A 16213-nucleotide genomic window follows, 5' to 3' on the forward strand; every position below is an offset into this window, starting at 1 on the left:
GAAACTTTCAGCCGCCCGCTACCGCCGACAGGATAATGATTGTCGCCCCCTCCTGTAGTGGGGTGCTCATACCGTTGAGTGATCTGACGTCTTCATCGTCGACATAAATGTTGACGAAGCGGCGGATCGTATTGTCCGCTGAAATGATTCTCGACCCTATCCCCGGGTATTGTCGAGTCAAATGTGAAATGACGTCATCGAGAGTTGAACCCGGACATTGGACCTTCGGAATTCCATCCGCGTGAACACGCAATGCCGCTGGAAGTATGACGGTGTGCATGGTAGCCTCCCCCGAAACCTTTTGCTGTACAGCAACTTCGGCAGATACGAGATGCGCTGCCGTCGGTCAGAGCCTACACGTAGCCCGACCGCAGAGCTACGGTTCGGATGCACACCGCGGATCGGGCGGTCGTGTACCCGCGCCAGGCATTCAGCGTCGGTTCGATGGTCGAGTCCAACACCCACTGCCGGTACCCGGGATGCGCTCGCACGACCGGCGCCTGACCGGCTCATTCGGCCGGTGGGTACCATCCCCGGTTGTGGTGAGACGCGGTAGCCGGGGTGCGGGGGAGGTTCCTGGGCGGCGGGTCGATGCGCGGACCGAGCGGTGGCGCGAGCATCGGGTCAAGGTGCGGGCGGAGTTTGTCGACGCGGCGTTCCAGGCGTTGGGGACGTTCGGGCCCGAGGTGAGCATGGGGGAGATCGCGAAGGCGGCGGGGGCGGCGAAACCCAAGCTCTACCGGCATTTCGCGGATAAGGCCGATCTGTACGACGCGATCGTGGACCGGATGCGGGATCTGCTGTGGGAGCGGATCGTCGACGGCGTCGATCTCACCAATGATCCGGTGCGGGAGCTGATCCGGCGCGGTGCGAACGAGTACGTGACGGTGGTGACCCAGCATCCCAACGTATTCCGCTTCATCCTGAACGGGCATTTCGCCCAGCGGCAGGGCAGTGCGTCGGAATCGCCGCGTTCATTGCAGTCGGCGCGACAGGCGGCCAGGCAGGTCGCCGATCTGTTCCTCGGTTCGGTCGCGGATCGTCCGATCGACCCGAACGGTGTCGAGCTGGTGATCTATTCGGTGTTCGGTGCGGTGGCCTCGGCCACGGACTGGTGGCTCGGCGCCAACCGCCGCGAGAACCCGATGCCGGTGGAGCGTTTCGTCGCCTACCTCACCGAGATGATCTCGGCGCTGGTCCGCGCGGACGCACGCCTCAGTGGTTTCACCATCGATGCCGATCAGCCATTGCACCTCGCCTTCACAGCGGGCTGAGCGGCTCCTACCGCCGCTCTGCCTCCGCAGCCGCCCCCGGTCTTGCCGCTTACACACGAACCACGTTGTTCTCGCTGTGCCGCGCCATTGAGGCCAACGGTGTTTGCGACGACCTCAGTATGCGCCGGCCCACCGACAAAAACGGGCTACGACAGGCCCGTGGACTCCAGACGCCACAGCGGTGAGACCGGTCCGTGGCCTTTGCCCAGGTCATAGGAGGCGGCCAGGCAGCGGCGGGTCCATTCCTTGGCGAATTCGAACGCGTCGGGTACCGAGTAGCCGTGCGCGAGGGCGCAGGCGATGGCGGCGGCGAGGGTGTCGCCGCCGCCGTGGTCGTTGCCGGTGTCGATGCGTGGTGCGCTGAATTCGAGGAAGCGATCGCCGTCGAACAGTAGGTCGGTGCTGTGGTCCGAGGAGCGCAGATGCCCGCCCTTGACCACGGCCCAGCGCGGTCCGAGCGCATGCATGGCCTCGGCGGCTCGGCGGGCACTGGCGTCGTCGGTGACCTCGACGCCGGTGATGAGGCGCACCTCGTCCAGGTTCGGGGTGACGATGGTGGCGATCGGGAACAGGGTGTTGCGTACCGCGTCGAGCGCCTCCTCGTGCAGCAGCGGATCGCCGTGCATGGACGCCGCGACCGGATCCACTACCAGTGGCACCTCGTCATCGCGCCCGATCCCGACCTCCCGGCAGACCTCGGCCACGGCCTCGATGATCGCCGTCGACGCCAACATCCCGGTCTTCGCCGCCCCGACCCCGATATCGCCCACCACCGACCGCACCTGATCGGCCACGATCCGCGGCGGAATCTCGTGGAACCCGCTCACCCCCACCGAGTTCTGCACCGTCACCGCCGCCACCGCCACACACGCGTGCACCCCACACAACGCCATGGTCCGCGAGTCGGCCTGAATCCCGGCCCCACCCCCGGAGTCCGTTCCGGCAATAGTGAGCGCCCGAACCGGCGTCTGACCACTGGGCACCAAGGGCAGCAATTCCACCCGCCCACCTTATCGGGGTGCGTCTCGGCGAATGCCCGCCCTCGATCCCTCCGGACAACCCTCCGCCGCCATCTCGGTTCGGCGCGACGCCAGATCCTGGACGAACCCGTCCGCATACAGCAGTCCCCAGGTCCCGTCCAACCATTGCACCCAGCCTTTCGGCTCGTCGTCCATATCCGGACCTCGGCTCTTCTGGCCGTCGGTTGATCTTCCGCGTTCCGGGTGCGCTGCCCAGTATCGGGCCATGACCCCGTCGATCTCGTCCTGTAGGCGGGGCTGACCGGTCTGTTTCCGCAACTCCGCAGCGATGCGCGACAGCGTTTCCACATCCGCTCTGCGGGCCTCGCGCAGGATCGCCCGGACCTCGGCCAGTTGACTGCTGTCCAGCTTCTCGCGCCGTCGAAGCCTCATCACCGCCTCCCATAGCGTCGGCTTGCGTTGTGCAAACGCCTCGCGGCGATCTCAGCGCCCGGCATTCTCCTGCACCGGATGGGCCCGCCATATGCCCGCAGGAGGATCAAGGGACTGCTCGGTACTCGTATCGTCAGCATCGGCTCGCTTCCCTGAGTTCATCGTTTCGGGTTGCTTCCACACTGTCGGTGAGTGGTGTCGTGCCGCGTCGCCGTGCCACTATCGTCTTGAACTTCAATGTCTCGTCTTATCCCGTTTGTGCTAACTTTCGGCTCGCGTCAGGACAAGAAAGTGGGGGTCCACGGTGGGTTCGGGCAGCATTCGACTCAAAGCCGAGCTACGTCAGAAGCATTGGCAGACCTACAGTGCGTTCTGTCGGGAGTACGACCGGGCGGCGAGGCAGATCGACCCTGATCTGGTCGGTACCGGCCCCGGACGCACAGTTCTATCGGTGGCTCGGCGGTGAGCTGAAGGGCCTCCCGTATCCGGACCACTGCCGAGTGCTGGAGGGTCTGTTTCCCGGTCGCACGGCTGCGCAGTTGTTCGCTCCGATCGCGGAGGCGGCTGCTCCAGCGCCCTCGTCGGTGCACCAAGTCGAGTTCGGTCATGGTCTGTTCGAGCCTGACGGTCGACACATCACCACGTTGCCGCCGCTGTCCGACGATGAAGGTCTCGACAATCTGGATACCAGCCGACTCGCTCAGCTGGCAGGCCACATCGTGGATCTGGATACCGAACTCGAAATCCGTATCGGCAGCGGCGGTTCCGCTTGTCTGACCTACCGCTACCGTACGCTGAACCTCAGCGACCGTCCGCTGACTCGCGTGCAGCGGGAACTATGGTTCGAGCACACCGTGGGCGGGCTGACGATCGAGCCTCTCCGTGGGGCAAAGCGGCGGCTGGCAATACAACCACTCCACGACACCCCGAATCTGTCCAAGTTCGCCTGTCAGATCTCACCGGCCGTCCAACCGGGCGAGTCGGCCGATATCAGTTACACGTGCGACGGCGGTCGCTTCATCGATTCTCTGTACTGGCGACAGTCGGTATACCGCTACACGCGTCGGTTCTCGATCAATTTGCGGCATGCCGATGCCGGGCGCATGGTCTGCTGTTCGGCGCTCGAGGAATACCCGGACGGCTCGGAGCGCTCGGTGACCGAGGACCTGATCTGGGACGACGAGAGTAACGATGTCACCGTGAGTCTGACCCGCGAATACTTACGACCGAACCAGTCCATCACCCTGCGTTGGGATGTTGCCCGTGAACACGCGTGACGCCATCGAGGCGGCCATCAGAGCATGGGATCGGCATGAAACCGGCCGTGGAGCCGCCGCGGTGATCGACTTCGATTTTCATCCCCCGCCCGAGTACACACCTGCACCGGCTCCTGCCGATCGGCTCACGACGTTGTATCGGCTCCGCGAGTTGCTCGGTGAGACCGACGAACCGGCACTGACCCAGCGAATCCACGCCGACCTCGCCTACCTTCGTGCACTCATGGGCGAGCGTCCCCCACTCGATACCTACATACGCGCAACACAGGGCTGTCCTGCCGCGGGCTGGCCCGGGGAGTACATCGTCGAAAGAGGTGAGGTCGCCCGAGAAGCGGTCGATGCTCTCGGTGTCAAGTGGGGTGACACCACCGCCGGCGATCTCGCAGACACCGAGGGAACCCTCGATCCCGAAGATGTTCCCGGCGCAATCCGTGTTGCTGCAAATGGATACGAGGCGGCAGTCCGTCGAGCCACCGGAACCGCTGCGGTTTACGATCTCGCAATCGAAGTGGTCGACGTTGACGCCTACTGGGCCTACTGGCTGGATGGTGCAGGCCACCGTGTCCGATTGAGGCTCAATACCCGCAATGCCAGCTATACAACCGTGCAGGCGCGTCAATTCGCACTGCATGAGGTTCTGGGCCATGGACTGCAAAGTGCCGCCATTGCCGACCGCTGCGCCACAGAGGACGTCCCTTGGGTTCGGCTCCTGTCCGTTCACGGACCTCAGCAAGTTTTGCTCGAGGGTTGGGCGCAGGCCGCGCCACTATTCATCACGCCCGACGATCCGGCCCTGATCGCCCGGGTACGCCTCGACCACTACACCCAACTCGTGCGCGCTGAACTGCATCTGGCGCTCAACGCCGGTGCCTCGGTCGAGGACTGCGCACGTCGGGCGCGATTACGAGTCCCCTGGTGGACTGACCGCTACATCGCCGACCTGCTGACCGATCGCAGCACGAATCCGCAACTCAGGACCTATATGTGGGCATACGCGGCAGGTAGCGATTGGTTCGTCAATCTCGCGGATTCGGCGTCATCCGTGATCGAGTCGGTACTGCACCAGGCGTACCGCACTCCGCTGACACCTACTGCTCTGCAACAACTCTGGCCCGATGGGCCGACCATAGGCGGACCGGGAGCGGTGCCGTGACCTCGGGCAACTCCGATGCCAGCTGATCCCACGTCAGGTCGGTTACTGTGATCCCTCCTTCGGGCTAGGCAGTATCGCACCGCGTGGCGGCATGCGATGCTGCTCCCGATGTCAATGAGCGGGGGCGATGACCGACTCGATCGCCGACACCACCGCAGATCCCTGCAATGCATCCAGTATTGCGTCCGGGGTGTGCTCGGACAGTTCCACTCGGCTCAGCCGGTGCGCGACGGCGACAACGCGGAATCCGGCATTCCGAGCACATGCAACGTCATTGGGTGCGTCGCCGATTACCACCGTCCGTGCGCCATCGATGGGCCCGTACCTCGCCGCAACCCGCCGAGAGAGGATAGGTGGTAGTTCGAACCGATCTCGCGCATCGTCCCCGAACGCGGCCACGTCCAGATCCAAGTGCGTGTTCAACCCGTTGACCCGCAGTTTGACTTCTGCCGCCGCGCGTAGGTTTCCGGTGAGTACGGTTTGGACGAATCCTCTGTTATGCAATTCCGCGATCGACTCGGCGGCGCCGGGGTAGGCCGGCTGTTCGTACGCGAGTTCCTGCTTTCCCTCGGACATTACCGATGACAACTCCCGATGAAACCGGGCGATACCGGATTCGGCGATATCGGCTGGGACGCCGGAGGAGATCGCGGTGTCGATGGCGATCGATTCATCGGTGTACCCGTGCACTCGTGCGGTCGGGAAAGTGACAGCGTCTTCCGGAACGGAGTACGTGCGCGCGATCGCCCGCTGTAACCAGCGGAGATCAGCCGGAATCAACGTGCCGTCGATATCCCAGATGACCAACCCTCGATGTTTCGTCACGGGTTGTCAGTCTGGCAGACCTCGTGGGCTGTCCGAGGCGCTGCGGCAAGGCGTGCCGCGCCGCCGGTTGTTCTGTGCGGCGCGGCATTTCGCCGTGATCAGGAGGGGTTGGTGGTGATCGGTTCGCCCAATGTGATGACGACCAGGGGCAGGGGCCGGGACACCTTGGACTGGTAGTCGGCGAGCAGCGGGTTTTCGCGCAGTGCCCAGGCGGCGAACTCGTCGTAGCGTTCACCTTCCAGGGCTTCGGCGGTGGCGCGGTAGGTGGTGGGGCCGAGTTCGACCTTTACCTCGGGGTTGGCCTTGATGTTGTGGTACCAGGCGGGGTAGCGGTCTTCGATGAACGAGCTGATGTAGAGGATGTCGCCGCGGTAGAGGGCGCCGAGGGCGACGACGCGCTCACGGCCGCTCTTCGCGCCGGTCGTGGTGAGCAGGAGCAGAGTCGCCCCGGCGTAATCGCCGCCGACCTTGCCGCCGTTCTCGCGGAACTCCTTGATGACGCCATCATTCCAGTTGGCGATCTCCTCGGGAGAGAATTCCCGGTTCCAGGGCGCGTCCGGGTCGTCGTAGGTGTCGATGGATTTGGTCCCCTCGGCGGGGCCGCTGGTCTCGGTCATGGCAGAAGTATGGCAGCGGGCACCGACATGAATCGGCGAGCAGAAACGTGATCGGGTGATCCACGCCGCTGCGGCAGGCCGTCACGGTAGGGCAGTGCACGGTTCGGTCGCCGATACGGTCAGGACCAACGTGGAATCCGCCGGGCTGCTCGCCGTCGATCAGTGTCGAAGTGGCCGGATGCCCATCGGTTTCCATGTTCATCGCGGACTTCCCATTCGACGCCCCTCCAGTCTCCTTCGGGGCCGAGGATTGCGTACTCGGTGGCGCCTCCCGAACAGACGGCATCGACCAACCTGGTGACAAATGTTGTGCGTCCAGGTTCTGGGTCGGTGTACTCCAAGATTACGTCGACACACCACCCGGTCCGCACGCGCGCCGTGTCATCGTCGAACCAGTCGACGGACACGCTCGGGATCAATAGCCCGTCTGCTGCGGGAACCGCTGCGGAAAGGACCATATTCTTCTCGTAGACATAGATTGCCGCCCCGAACCTTGCTGCAACCTCGGACAACTCTGATGCCAGCCGGTCCCATGCCTGATCGGACACCCTGATTCCTTCCTTTTGAACCGTGCAATGTTCTGCCCGCGTGTCTCAACACGGGTCCGTCACCTGTCCCGAGTACTCCCAGGCCATCGACCCCGAGGGGCGCCCGTTCCAGGTACCGGACCCCGAAGCGGCCGTTCGGAACGTCCCCCGCTTGCACCGAAGGTCGGCTTGCGCCGAGTACCGTTTGCCCGCCTTTGTCGAAGCATATGACGCGACGCGTGGGCCGACCACGTCCACCCACTTGCCGCTTTGCCGTTCTTGGAGTTTGGCAACTACCGTCAGCTCATCGACGCTTCCTGTACAGCTGATTCGTGCCTTCCCGACGATCCAGCCAGGAGATCCATGTGATTCGTGAGGATTGTCGGCCGTCACATCGCAGTGCGGTCCACCGGTCTGGGCATCGGATACTGCTGGTTCGATCAGACTCCCGGCGATAGCTGCCATCACCAACGTGCACATGGCTGCCGAACGAGTAAGAAGCCTCATCATGTACCCCCATATTGATTGGTCTGAACGGAATTAGACTGCTGTTCAATATGTTTGGACGCAGGTGTGCGAGGTTTGGTTCCAGCGCTAGAACTGGATTCGTAGTGATTTGCATCACGCTATGTAGCTCCGTGCTCCGTGCTCCGTGGTGCGGGCTGACAGGTGTGTGCCTGTCTTACGGTGGATGAGCGACCGGAACAACCGAAACCGGTTGGACAAGCGCGATTCGGGTCGAAGGCGCTGTCAGGCCGACAAGTCGGTGGCGGCACCGAATCGGTCAGGGTGCACGCAGATTCCGGTTGATCGTGATTCTGTCGCGGAACGCTTCGAAGATGCACCTCGGGACCGCCAGGGGTATTCGCGGCTCGGCGAGGTGATGGTCGCTACCTATGCTTACTGCATGTCGACCGATCTGGGGTTCCGCTGCTCGTCCTGCGGTCAGGACCATGATGACCTGCCGTTCACCTATGGTGCGGTCGCGCCTGCCTACTGGAGTGCGGAGTTGGTGGGTGGGGTGGGGAATGTTCTCGGTGATGAGCGGTGCGTGATCGCCGATGAGCACTTCTTCGTCCGGGCTCGGGTGGTGCTTCCGGTCCTGGACGCGGCGGAGGACTTCGAGTGGGGTGTGTGGGTTTCGTTGAGCAGGGACAATTTTCGCCGCGTTTCGCAGCTGTGGAACAGCCCGGAGCGGGTGGACGAGCCGTCGTATTTCGGCTGGATGGCGACCGAGCTGCCGATCTACGAACTGACGACGATCAATCTGAAGACCAGGATGCACAGCCAGCCTGTCGGCATCCGTCCGACGCTGGAGCTGGAACCCACCGACCATCCGCTGGCCGTCGACCAGCGGACCGGCATCACGCTCGCCCGCGTGCAGGGCATCGCGGAACGGTTGCTGCACCCTCGGTAGTGACGACCAGCGCGGCCTGTCCGACGGCGGCCCGTTCGCACCCACCACGGATCGTCCAATTCCTCACCGCAGCGTCTGGTCGATCAGACGGCGGGCCGCGCGGTCGGTGCGGTCGATATCGCCGGTGATGAAGCGGTCCTGCAAGATGCCGCGCAGGCCGGAGATCAGCAGGGTGGCGACGGCGTCCGGGTCGTCGATGGTGTCGACGGTGCGCAGGCCGTCGGCGAGGGCGGCGACGAAGGTGGCGATGGCGTCGTTGGCGTAGCGGGCATAGGGGCCGTGCGGGGCGCAGGCGGCGCCGAGGACCTGGAGCATCACCTTCACGCTGGTCGCGCTCGTGCCGGAGGCGTTCGCGGACCAGAAATTCCACAGCCGGTCACGCAGGGCGGCGGCATCGGTGATGTCGGCGAACACCTCCGCGATATCGGGTCGCTGCGTAGCCAACGCCTGGACCAGCAGGTTCTCCTTGGTGTCGAAGTAGTAGATCAGCATGCGCGAGCTGGTGCCGAGTTCGGCGGCGAGCGGGCGCAGCGAGAGGTCGGCGAGGCCGTGTTCGGCGATATAGCGCACCACGGCGGATAGCAGTTCGGCGCGTTTGGCGTGGTCGAGAGGGCGGGCCATGGGTTGACTGTAGCGATCGGTACAGGTATTCATGGCATCGTGAATGTAACAGTCGCTTCAGAAACTCCGAGACCGACGGACGGCGTGGTCATGACGGCCTACGCGGCCACCACCTCACTGGCCGCCGATATGGACGGGACCTGGTCGAAACTGCTGCTCGGCCACACCGGAATCGGCCGGCTGGACGAGGAATTCGCCGAGGGCCTCCCGGTGCGGATCGGCGGCACGCTGGCCGAGAATCCAGCCGATGAACTGACCAGGGTCGAGCAGCGCAGGCATTCGTATGTGGAGCAACTGGCGCTGGTGCTCGGCCGACGCGTGTGGCGTGCGGCCGGGGCGCCCGAGGTGGAGGGTGAGCGGCTCGCGGTCGTCATCGGGACCGGGCTCGGTGGCGGCGACGCTCTGATCGATGCGGTGGACGCGATGCGTGCGGGCGGCTACCGCAAGGTGGCGCCGATGACGGTGCCGATGGTCATGCCGAACGGCCCAGCCGCCGCGGTGAGCCTCGAAATCGGCGCGCGAGCAGGAGTTTACGCGCCGGTGTCGGCATGCTCATCCGGTTCGGAGGCCATCGCGCACGCCTGGCGGCTGATCCGCACGGGCGAGGCCGATGTGGTCGTCGCGGGTGGCGTCGAGGGTCATATCCACGCGGTGCCCATCGCGAGCTTCGCCATGATGCGGGCCATGAGCACCCGCAACGACGAGCCGGAACGCGCCTCGCGCCCGTTCGACCGGGACCGCGACGGCTTCGTCTTCGGAGAAGCGGGAGCGCTGGTGGTCCTCGAATCCGAGCGGCATGCGCGGGCCAGGGGTGCGCGCATGCATGCCCGCGTCCTCGGCGCGGGTATCACCTCCGATGCGTATCACATCGTCGCCTCCGAGCCAGAGGGCAACGGTGCGGCGCGCGCTATGCGCAAGGCGATTACCGCTGCGGGACTGGTGAATTCGGATATCGCTCATGTCAACGCACACGCCACCTCGACCTCGATCGGCGACGCTTCCGAGGCCAACGCGATCACGGCTGTCACGCCGTCCGCCTCGATCTACGCCCCGAAATCGGCCCTCGGCCACTCCATCGGTGCTGTCGGCGCGTTGGAAACCGTCATCACCGCCCTCACCTTGCGAGAACAGGTCGTCGCGCCGACGCTCAATCTGGAGCACCCGGATGTCGACCTCGATATCGTCGCCGGTGCGCCGCGTTCGCAACGTATCGATTACGCCCTCACCAACTCTTTCGGTTTCGGCGGGCACAACGTCGCCTTGGCGCTGGGCCGGGTCTGAGGGCTCACAAGGGCCGGATGCCGCGCGCGCTTCATCCGGCAACGCTGCCACGGATCGGTCCTCGAAGGGCAGTCCGCCGGTGCCGAGCCCGTCGCGAGGAGTAGACGCCCGCTTATGTTCGCGAGACCTCAGACCATGGAACGTCTCGCTCGCAGTTGATGTACTGGATTCACCAACGGAACAACAGCTTTCGAGAATTCAGGAGAACACCATGCGAATCGCGATCTTCGGAGCCACCGGAACCATAGGCCGCCACGTCGTCGCGCAGGCGTTGAAGCAGGGGCATGAGGTCACCGTCCTCACCCGTGACGCTGCCAATGTCACGAGCACCTCCGATCGGCTGCGGGTGGTCGTCGGCGATGTGCTCGATCCGGCCGCTGTCGAGCGGGTGGTCGCCGGACAGGAGGCGGTGCTCGTCTCCCTCGGCAACGGCCGCAAGGGTGTCGTGCGCGCCGAGGGCACCCGCACGGTCATCGCGGCCATGCAGCGCAATGGGGTGAAGCGGCTGATCTGCCAGTCCACCCTCGGCATCGGTGACAGCAGGCCCAATCTGAACTTCCTCTGGAAGTACATCCTGTTCGGGGTGGTCCTGCGCCCCGCCTACGCCGACCACGAAGTGCAGGAACGGTATGTGCGGGAGAGCGGTTTGGACTGGACCATCGTGCGGCCCAGCGCTTTCACCGACGGCCCGGCCACCGGCACTTATCGGCGTGGTTTCCCCGGAACCGAACCGGGTCTCAGCCTGAAGATCTCCCGCATCGATATCGCCGATTTCATGCTGGAGCAGCTGACCGACCGCACCTACCTGCACCAGGCACCGGGCATCTCGCACTGATGACCGGCGGTCACCGGCCCGCCCGTGGTTGCCAGCGCCAGGCGAACTCGCCCGGCTCCGGCGGCGGGCCGGGGAGTTCGCCCTCGACGGTCATCCCGTCGATCAGCAGTGCGAGCACGCGACGGCGCAGCTGCGTCGTGCGCTCGGGATCGGGCGTGGTGACGGCGGCGCAGGCATCGAGGGCGAGCCCGAGGTCGAGATCGGTCACCTCCGGCCGCAGCCGTCCGCTCGCATGTGCCCGGCGCACCAGCTCGGCCGTCATCTCACCGGAGCGGTGTACATCGGGCAGTATCAAATCGTCCGGTGTGAAGGTGCCCGCGAGTCGGACCGTGAGGGAATGGACATCGGCGTCTACCACCCGCTCGAGGAAGCCGATCAATCCGCGCCAGCCGTCCGAATCTTCCAGCGCGGCTTCGGCTTCGGCGTTGTATCGGCGCAGTCCGTCGTAGCAGAGGGTGCGTAGCAGAGCGTCTTTGCTCGGATAGCGGCGGTAGAGCGCGCTGATTCCGACCCCGGCCCGATCCGCGACGGCGGAGATCGGTGCGCCCGCGTCGGCGAGGAATACCGAGCGCGCCGCGTCGAGGATGATGCCGTCATTGCGGGCGGCCTGGGCTTTGCGGCCGGGTAGGGCCTTGGTCGCGGCGGTATCGGAAGTCTTCGACATCCTTCGAGCGTACCTCTTGAAACGGAATGTTCTGTTCTGATACTGTTCGAACAGAACAAAGCATTCCGTTCCAACTCGAGGAGTCGCGCCATGATCGCCATCCGCCCGTTCACGATCGACATCCCGCAGTCCCGGCTCGACGACCTGACCGATCGGCTGAACCGCGCGCTGTGGCCGGATGAACTTCCGGGCGTCGGCGATGCCTACGGTGTCCCCGGCGATCGGGTCCGCGCCCTCGCCGAGTACTGGGCCAAGGAGTTCGATTGGCGGGCGGTGGAGGCGCGTCTCAACGCATACCCGCAGTTCGTGACCGATATCGACGGCGAGAGCATTCACTTCCTGCACATCCGCTCGGCTCGCCCCGACGCGCTGCCGGTGATCCTCACGCACGGCTGGCCGGGCTCGGTCCTGGAATACCTCGACATCGTCGAAGCGCTGACCGCGCCGGAATCCGCCGACGCGCCCGCCTTCCATCTGGTGATTCCCTCGCTGCCGGGCTTCGGCTTCTCCGGTCCGACCCGCAGCGCGGGCTGGGGCGTTCAGCGCACCGCCCGCGCCTGGGTGGAGCTGATGGATCGCCTCGGCTACGAACGGTTCGGCGCGATCGGCAACGACGGCGGTTCGATGATCTCGCCGGAGATCGGCAGGCTGGCGCCCGATCGGGTGGTCGGCGTGCATGTCACGCAGCTGTTCTCGTTCCCGTCCGGTGATCCGGCCGAATTCGAGGGCATCTCCGCCGAAGATCTGGCGGCGCTGGAACATCTGAAGTGGTTCCAGGACAACAAGATGGCGTTCAACCTGTTCTGTAGCCAGCAGCCGCAGACGCTGGCCTACGCCCTCGCCGATTCACCGCTCGGACTGCTCGGCTGGAACGCCCAGCTCTTCGGTGAGGGCCTGGACCGGGAATTCATCATCGCGAATATCGCGCTGTACTGGCTGACCGGCACCGGGCCCACCTCGATCCGCTTCTATTACGACCAGGCCCATGCCACCGAGCGCCCGTCAGGGCCGACCAGCACGCCGACCGCACTGGCCATGTTCAAGGGCGATTTTCAGTCGATGCGCCGATTCGCCGAACGCGATCATCGCGGTATCGTCAGCTGGAATTCCTATGATGTCGGCTCCGTCGTCGGCGGACCCAACGACGCCGCAGGACATTTCGCCGCGCATGAGGCGCCCGAGGTGTTGGCCGGTGACATCCGGAAATTCTTCGCCGGACTCGACTGAACGGATCGATGCCGCCCAGGGCGCCGGACCTGGGCGGCATCTTCGTGTGACCCGGTCGGCCGCACGCGCTCGGAGCTGGCTGAGGCGCGGCTATCGGCCTGGCACGGTCGACCGAACCCGCTACGGTGCGAATCCGTGGCCGGTCGCCGTGCGATCGGTGGAGGTGTGCCGATTCCGTGCGGGTGGTGACCGGGCCGATTCACGCGTGCTCGTGCAGTTCGCCCCAGGCCGGGAACGGGTCGGGATAGGTGGCCCAGGTGCGCGGCCCCGCTTCCAGCTCGGCGTCGGTGAGCAGTGCGTGGTCGAGCAGGACGCGAATGTGGTCGCGATTGAGTTTTATCCCGATGAAGACGATCTCCTGACCGGCCGGAACCTCGAGGGACGACCACCAGGCGGCCGGTTCGAACACCAGATTCGGCCCCGCCTGCGACCAGATGGCGGCCAGTTCCGAGCGGCTGGCGATCCAGCAGAAACCCTTGCTGCGCAACAATCCGCGCAGCTGTTCCAGTGCATCCGACAGTCGTTGCGGATGGAACGGCCGGTCGGCGGTGTAGGTGAGGCTGCTGATGCCGTACTCCTCGGTCTCCGGCACATGCCCGCCCGCCAGCTCCTCGTCCCAGCCTTCGGTCGATGCGGCGGCGACCGGATCGTAGCGGCCGGTATCGAGCACCTCGCTCAGTTCGACCACGCCGTGGCGTGTCCGTAAGACCTTGGCGCGCGGATTCATTCGCCGCACCGCCGCCTCCACCGCGCCCGCGGCCTGCTCGCTCACCAGATCGGTCTTGTTGATCAACAGCACATCCGCGAACTCCACCTGATCGGCCAGCAGATCGGCAATACCGCGCTCATCGCCCTCGCCGGCCTGGAGATTCCGTTCGGCGAGTGCCTGACCGCGCGCGATCTCGGCGAGGAAGGTCGACGCGTCGACGACGGTGACCATGGTGTCGAGGCGGGCGATCGAACCGAGTGTGAACCCGTCCTCGAACTCCCAGTCGAAGGTGGCCGCCACGGGCATGGGTTCGGAGATGCCGGTCGATTCGATGACCAGCTGATCGAAGCGCCCCTCCCGCGCGAGCCTGCCCACCGCCTCGATGAGGTCTTCGCGCAGGGTGCAGCAGATGCACCCGTTGGTCAGCTCGACCAGCTTCTCCTCGGTCCGATCGAGATGCCCCTGGCCCGCCACCAGCGCCGCGTCGATATTCACCTCGCTCATGTCATTGACGATCACCGCCACCCTGCGGCCCTCCCGATTGGCCAGGATGTGGTTGAGCAGGGTGGTCTTGCCCGCACCGAGGAACCCGGACAGCACGGTCACCGGCAGTTGCTGTGGTGTCGAAATGGTCATCTACAAATGATAACCATTTTCATTAGTGCGGATGTGTGCGGGTGAGCTGTTCGTCCGGTACGCACCACGAAACGCGGGCGATCTATTCAGGGTGAGTGCAACTCTGTCGGTGGGCGGCCCGTGGCCCGCATCATGCACGAATGCTCATGGAGAGGCGCACTGTGCCCGAGCGGCGGACCCCGCTGTACCGACGCCCGGGGTTTCTGCGTGCCCTCGCACCGATCGCGCTGTTGCTGCTGTGGCAGATCGCCAGTACCAGCGGTTGGGTGTCGGCCAAGAAGCTGCCCGCGCCGTCGGTGGTGCTGGATGCCGGGTTGGAGATCTATCGGTCCGGGCAGCTCGGTGAGGCGTTGCTGGTGTCGGGGGAGCGCGCGCTGTTCGGGTTCGTGCTCGGTGCGGTGTTCGCGCTCGTCCTCGGTATCGTCGCCGGGCTCGGCAAAGTCGGTGAGTACGTACTCGATCCGCCGTTGCAGATGCTGCGCACCATTCCGCTGTTCGGTCTGATCCCGCTGTTCATCATCTGGTTCGGCATCGGTGAGGAACCCAAGATCTATCTGATCGCGCTCGGCGTGTTCTTCCCGCTGTACCTCAACACCTTCGCCGGTATCCGCCAGCTCGACCCGAAACTGCTGGAACTGGGCCGCACCCTGCAACTCACGCTCGTGGAACGGCTGCGGCTGCTCATCGTGCCCGGTGCGCTGCCGCAGATCCTGGTCGGCGCGCGGCAGAGCCTCGGCATCGCCTGGCTGTCGCTGATCGTGGCCGAGCAGATCAATGCCAGCGCCGGGCTCGGCTTCGTGATCAACAATGCCCGCGAATTCCTGCGCACCGACATCGTCATCGTCGGGCTGCTCATCTACAGCCTGCTCGGGCTGGCCACCGACTCGATCGTGCGCGCGCTGGAACATCGCGCCCTGCGCTGGCGCCCGTCCGTCGACCGAGGGATCCACCGATGACCATTACCCAGACCGCCACCGCACCGGCAGCTCGAATCACCGGACTCGGCAAGAGTTTCGGCGACAACTCCGTCCTCGACGGGATCGAGGTCGAGATCGGGGCGGGCGAGATCGTCGCACTGGTCGGCCGCAGCGGTTCCGGCAAATCGACGCTGCTGCGCATCATCGGCGGACTGGAACACGCGGATCGCGGTGCGGTGCACACCGACGCTCAACCCACGTTCGTCTTCCAGGAGCCGCGACTCATTCCGTGGCTGCCGGTGGTGCGCAATGTGGCGCTCGGACGGCCGAGCCCGCGCAATCGACGCACCGACGAACGCATCGCTCGTGAGCTGCTCGCCCAGGTCAACCTGGGCGAACGTGCCGATGCCTGGCCGCTGACCCTGTCCGGCGGCGAAGCGCAACGGGCCGCCCTGGCCAGGGCACTCGTCGCGCATCCGACGCTGCTGCTGCTCGACGAACCGTTCGGCGCGCTCGACGCGCTGACCCGGCTGGCCATGCACGAACTGCTGCTGCGGCTGCATGCCGAACACGATTTCGGCGTCCTGCTCGTCACCCATGATGTCGCCGAAGCCGTCACGCTCGCCGACCGCGTGCTGGTGCTCGACAACGGCCGGATCGCCGATGAGGTGCGTGTCGATCTGCCGCGACCGCGCGCGCACGCCGCACCCGAATCCGCCGACTATGTCCGGCGTCTGCTGGCGCTGCTCGGCGTCGACTCCTGACCTCCCTCCATCCGACGACGCAGGAAAGCGGTTCTCGTGAAACGATTCTCGATATCC

Annotated in this window: 17 protein-coding genes; 9 read left to right on the plus strand and 8 right to left on the minus strand. The window is 65.2% G+C overall.

Annotation, left to right across the window (positions count from 1 at the left end):
• Positions 1 to 7 precede the first annotated feature (7 nt).
• Positions 8 to 280, minus strand: coding sequence for a MoaD/ThiS family protein (locus QH168_RS20405; RefSeq protein WP_280236345.1), 273 nt, complete (start codon positions 278 to 280; stop codon positions 8 to 10).
• 259 nt (positions 281 to 539) lie between these two features.
• Here QH168_RS20405 and QH168_RS20410 point away from each other — a divergent pair, with 259 nt between their 5' ends.
• Positions 540 to 1274, plus strand: a complete 735-nt coding sequence (locus QH168_RS20410; protein ID WP_280236346.1) for a TetR/AcrR family transcriptional regulator — start codon at positions 540 to 542, stop codon at positions 1272 to 1274.
• Positions 1275 to 1420: 146 nt separating this feature from the next.
• On the opposite strand, the gene thiD is transcribed toward QH168_RS20410, so the two are convergent.
• Together thiD and QH168_RS20420 are read right to left on the minus strand one after the other, a co-directional pair.
• A complete protein-coding gene (gene thiD / locus QH168_RS20415; RefSeq protein WP_280236347.1) occupies positions 1421 to 2275 on the minus strand; it encodes a bifunctional hydroxymethylpyrimidine kinase/phosphomethylpyrimidine kinase in 855 nt (284 codons plus the stop codon).
• Positions 2276 to 2284: 9 nt separating this feature from the next.
• Positions 2285 to 2686 (minus strand): hypothetical protein, encoded by a 402-nt coding sequence (locus QH168_RS20420; protein WP_280236348.1) that lies wholly within the window; start codon positions 2684 to 2686, stop codon positions 2285 to 2287.
• Between the two features lie 500 nt (positions 2687 to 3186).
• Between QH168_RS20420 and QH168_RS20425 the strand changes: the two genes are divergently transcribed.
• Positions 3187 to 3963 (plus strand): hypothetical protein, encoded by a 777-nt coding sequence (locus QH168_RS20425; protein ID WP_280236349.1) that lies wholly within the window; start codon positions 3187 to 3189, stop codon positions 3961 to 3963.
• Complete coding sequence (locus QH168_RS20430) at positions 3950 to 5116, plus strand: hypothetical protein (RefSeq protein ID WP_280236350.1); 1167 nt, start codon at positions 3950 to 3952, stop codon at positions 5114 to 5116. Before QH168_RS20425 ends, QH168_RS20430 begins: the two co-directional genes overlap by 14 nt.
• Positions 5117 to 5227: 111 nt before the next feature.
• Here QH168_RS20430 and QH168_RS20435 read toward each other — a convergent pair whose 3' ends face one another.
• Complete coding sequence (locus tag QH168_RS20435) at positions 5228 to 5941, minus strand: HAD family hydrolase (protein ID WP_280236351.1); 714 nt, start codon at positions 5939 to 5941, stop codon at positions 5228 to 5230.
• A gap of 98 nt (positions 5942 to 6039) precedes the next feature.
• Positions 6040 to 6558 carry a nitroreductase/quinone reductase family protein gene (locus tag QH168_RS20440; RefSeq protein ID WP_280236352.1) on the minus strand — a complete coding sequence of 173 codons (519 nt, stop codon included), beginning with the start codon at positions 6556 to 6558 and terminating at the stop codon, positions 6040 to 6042.
• A gap of 1434 nt (positions 6559 to 7992) precedes the next feature.
• On the opposite strand from QH168_RS20440, the gene QH168_RS20445 reads away from it, so the two are divergent.
• Complete coding sequence (locus QH168_RS20445; protein WP_280236353.1) at positions 7993 to 8502, plus strand: DUF2199 domain-containing protein; 510 nt, start codon at positions 7993 to 7995, stop codon at positions 8500 to 8502.
• 63 nt (positions 8503 to 8565) lie between these two features.
• Here the strand turns inward: QH168_RS20445 and QH168_RS20450 are convergent, their stop codons facing one another.
• Positions 8566 to 9123, minus strand: a complete 558-nt coding sequence (locus QH168_RS20450) for a TetR/AcrR family transcriptional regulator (RefSeq protein WP_280236354.1) — start codon at positions 9121 to 9123, stop codon at positions 8566 to 8568.
• Positions 9124 to 9213: 90 nt separating this feature from the next.
• Between QH168_RS20450 and QH168_RS20455 the strand changes: the two genes are divergently transcribed.
• Both QH168_RS20455 and QH168_RS20460 read left to right on the plus strand, forming a co-directional pair.
• Positions 9214 to 10404 (plus strand): KasA/KasB family beta-ketoacyl-ACP synthase, encoded by a 1191-nt coding sequence (locus QH168_RS20455; RefSeq protein WP_280236355.1) that lies wholly within the window; start codon positions 9214 to 9216, stop codon positions 10402 to 10404.
• Positions 10405 to 10615: 211 nt separating this feature from the next.
• Entirely contained in the window at positions 10616 to 11239 is a 624-nt protein-coding gene (locus QH168_RS20460) for an NAD(P)-dependent oxidoreductase (RefSeq protein WP_280236356.1), read from the plus strand.
• 10 nt (positions 11240 to 11249) lie between these two features.
• Here the strand turns inward: QH168_RS20460 and QH168_RS20465 are convergent, their stop codons facing one another.
• The gene (locus QH168_RS20465) at positions 11250 to 11903 is read right to left on the minus strand and encodes a TetR/AcrR family transcriptional regulator (RefSeq protein WP_280236357.1); all 654 of its coding nucleotides are present in this window, start codon (positions 11901 to 11903) and stop codon (positions 11250 to 11252) included.
• Positions 11904 to 11993: 90 nt separating this feature from the next.
• On the opposite strand from QH168_RS20465, the gene QH168_RS20470 reads away from it, so the two are divergent.
• Positions 11994 to 13130, plus strand: coding sequence for an epoxide hydrolase family protein (locus QH168_RS20470; RefSeq protein WP_280236358.1), 1137 nt, complete (start codon positions 11994 to 11996; stop codon positions 13128 to 13130).
• Positions 13131 to 13329: 199 nt separating this feature from the next.
• Here QH168_RS20470 and QH168_RS20475 read toward each other — a convergent pair whose 3' ends face one another.
• Complete coding sequence (locus tag QH168_RS20475) at positions 13330 to 14475, minus strand: GTP-binding protein (RefSeq protein ID WP_280236359.1); 1146 nt, start codon at positions 14473 to 14475, stop codon at positions 13330 to 13332.
• Between the two features lie 146 nt (positions 14476 to 14621).
• On the opposite strand from QH168_RS20475, the gene QH168_RS20480 reads away from it, so the two are divergent.
• The gene (locus QH168_RS20480; protein ID WP_432421143.1) at positions 14622 to 15431 is read left to right on the plus strand and encodes an ABC transporter permease; all 810 of its coding nucleotides are present in this window, start codon (positions 14622 to 14624) and stop codon (positions 15429 to 15431) included.
• A complete protein-coding gene (locus QH168_RS20485) occupies positions 15428 to 16156 on the plus strand; it encodes an ABC transporter ATP-binding protein (protein ID WP_280236361.1) in 729 nt (242 codons plus the stop codon). Before QH168_RS20480 ends, QH168_RS20485 begins: the two co-directional genes overlap by 4 nt.
• Positions 16157 to 16213 lie beyond the last annotated feature (57 nt).

Source organism: Nocardia cyriacigeorgica, assembly GCF_029868385.1.
Taxonomy (GTDB): Bacteria; Actinomycetota; Actinomycetes; order Mycobacteriales; family Mycobacteriaceae; genus Nocardia; species Nocardia cyriacigeorgica_F.

Excerpts from the sequence above, each read along its gene's own strand:
- QH168_RS20405 (WP_280236345.1), bottom strand. The coding sequence starts at position 280 with ATGCACACCGTCATACTTCCAGCGGCATTGCGTGTTCACGCGGATGGA.
- QH168_RS20420 (WP_280236348.1), bottom strand. The coding sequence starts at position 2,686 with ATGAGGCTTCGACGGCGCGAGAAGCTGGACAGCAGTCAACTGGCCGAG.
- QH168_RS20440 (WP_280236352.1), bottom strand. The coding sequence starts at position 6,558 with ATGACCGAGACCAGCGGCCCCGCCGAGGGGACCAAATCCATCGACACC.
- QH168_RS20445 (WP_280236353.1), top strand. The coding sequence starts at position 7,993 with ATGTCGACCGATCTGGGGTTCCGCTGCTCGTCCTGCGGTCAGGACCAT.
- QH168_RS20450 (WP_280236354.1), bottom strand. The coding sequence starts at position 9,123 with ATGGCCCGCCCTCTCGACCACGCCAAACGCGCCGAACTGCTATCCGCC.
- QH168_RS20455 (WP_280236355.1), top strand. The coding sequence starts at position 9,214 with ATGACGGCCTACGCGGCCACCACCTCACTGGCCGCCGATATGGACGGG.
- QH168_RS20460 (WP_280236356.1), top strand. The coding sequence starts at position 10,616 with ATGCGAATCGCGATCTTCGGAGCCACCGGAACCATAGGCCGCCACGTC.
- QH168_RS20465 (WP_280236357.1), bottom strand. The coding sequence starts at position 11,903 with ATGTCGAAGACTTCCGATACCGCCGCGACCAAGGCCCTACCCGGCCGC.
- QH168_RS20470 (WP_280236358.1), top strand. The coding sequence starts at position 11,994 with ATGATCGCCATCCGCCCGTTCACGATCGACATCCCGCAGTCCCGGCTC.
- QH168_RS20475 (WP_280236359.1), bottom strand. The coding sequence starts at position 14,475 with ATGACCATTTCGACACCACAGCAACTGCCGGTGACCGTGCTGTCCGGG.
- QH168_RS20480 (WP_432421143.1), top strand. The coding sequence starts at position 14,622 with ATGGAGAGGCGCACTGTGCCCGAGCGGCGGACCCCGCTGTACCGACGC.
- QH168_RS20485 (WP_280236361.1), top strand. The coding sequence starts at position 15,428 with ATGACCATTACCCAGACCGCCACCGCACCGGCAGCTCGAATCACCGGA.